Genomic DNA, 1,663 nt, shown 5'->3' with positions numbered 1-1,663 from the left:
CAATGCTTTCAGGGTTGGAACCGTTCCTGGTTCAAGACCAATATGAGCAACAGGTATACCCAAAGATTCAATGCGATCGCCTACCGTATCACGCCCCATTAGAGACAGTACCACTGGACTAAAGCGGTTTCGGTTTATCTTGGATAGGAGATGATATAACATCAACTCCGCACCTCCTATGGAGACTCCAGTGGTAAGATATAGTATTTTCATAGTTTATAGTTCTTTTTCCAATAAACCTTGCTAACGAAAGATAGTAATAGACCCATAGCTGCAAAAAACCAAAAATTAGCAATTAGGTAAGCCTCTGGGTCACCAAAGGTAATAAAATCTATCCAGGTTACAGCTGTTAAAATATAAACAAATGGCATCCAGTATATTGTATGTAGCTGATTATTAAAAATAGTTTGTAGATAACGACCAATCCAACCAAAACTCAACGATATGATAATTAGTCCGACCCAAGACATACTATAGATACCAAAGGCCAGTATACCTGGTGGTATAGCAAACTCATTGGAGCCTATGATATTTGCTGTATTCTCAAAGGATAGGGTTTCTGGGAACTCCATATTAGTCAGACGCTCCGGTATTAAGGAAAGCACCCCATAGTAGATATCCAGAAATAGCCGCATTGGATAATGATTATTAAAAGCTGCATCTAGGGAATGAACTGGAAACACAAAGTTCTCTACTAGTTCGATAATGCTAAAGCTTTCATTGGAACCACTGTCCAGAGATTGTCTAAAGCGTTCCACTACAGCAACATAGCCATCTGGCAAAGCACTTAAGCTAAAAAACAGGGTTTTGCCGTGAATCAGAAACAGAGCAGCACTAGAGACAAAAGTAAGGGTGAAAGTAAAGGAAAATTTGCCAGTTTTAAGGACATAAACTAAATAAAACCCGATAATGTATCTGACAAAAGGAATACGCCCAGCTGTTAAAGTGGCTGAAATCCAGGAAGCGACTACAGATAGCAAAAACAAACTAAATAGGATGAATTTACCTTTTTTTAGGTTGCTAAAAAATACCAGGGCTGCCAATAAATAAGAGGCAAAGAATGAAAAGAACATAAAATTCTTAAAAAAAACCAGGTTGCCACTTTCAACCGTGGTTGATCGAATCAGGTGGCTTTTAGCAAGGGCTACCATAACGCCACCATACTGAGAGCCATAGATTTGAATAGATAGACAAGAGAATAACAGCAGCAAAATAGCAAATACAATCACAACATTGTCACTATAGCTCTTGATAGTAATCGTTTTTCCAAATTTTTCAGCCGACTTAGAATAGAAACCAATAACAATCAGAATGTATCCCACAAATATAGCAATAACTGTTTGTGGGTTGTCAGTGTATAAGGTATTTCCCCAGTTCAACTCATGCCTAGCATTCTCTAGGTTAGCTGATAAGACAAATCCTGGAAAAGCATAGACAAGAAAGAAAATCAAGTTAGCCAAGGTCAGGAAATCCAACTTACCGGTTTTTTTTCGTTTTATTTCTGTAAGCAACATCAATAAGATTAGTCCCAAGTAAGCTGTGGCTAACATAGTCAATTATTTCTATAGCAAAGGGAGTAGGGAATAGGGAGTAGGGAGTAGGGAGTAGGGAATAGGGAGTAGGGAGTAGGGAGTAGGGAGTAGGGAGTAGGGAGTAGGGAGTA

1 protein-coding gene and 1 pseudogene are annotated in these 1,663 nt (G+C 38.7%); both read right to left on the bottom strand.

Annotated elements, in window-relative coordinates; all coding sequences use genetic code 11:
* Nucleotides 1–213: pseudogene (locus F6K49_RS46735) on the bottom strand (hypothetical protein); the annotation flags it as partial.
* Nucleotides 210–1,550, bottom strand: coding sequence for a hypothetical protein (locus F6K49_RS46730; RefSeq protein ID WP_293109301.1), 1,341 nt, complete (start codon nt 1,548–1,550; stop codon nt 210–212). The pseudogene F6K49_RS46735 and the gene F6K49_RS46730, both read right to left, overlap by 4 nt.
* Between the last annotated feature and the right edge of the window lie 113 nt (nt 1,551–1,663).

It is taken from the genome of Moorena sp. SIO3I6 (assembly GCF_010672095.1).
This window is presented reverse-complemented; position numbering and strand designations above follow the sequence as displayed.

Bases quoted from the DNA above. Each gene is read 5' to 3' on its own strand.
- F6K49_RS46730 (WP_293109301.1), bottom strand. From the start codon at position 1,550: ATGTTAGCCACAGCTTACTTGGGACTAATCTTATTGATGTTGCTTACA.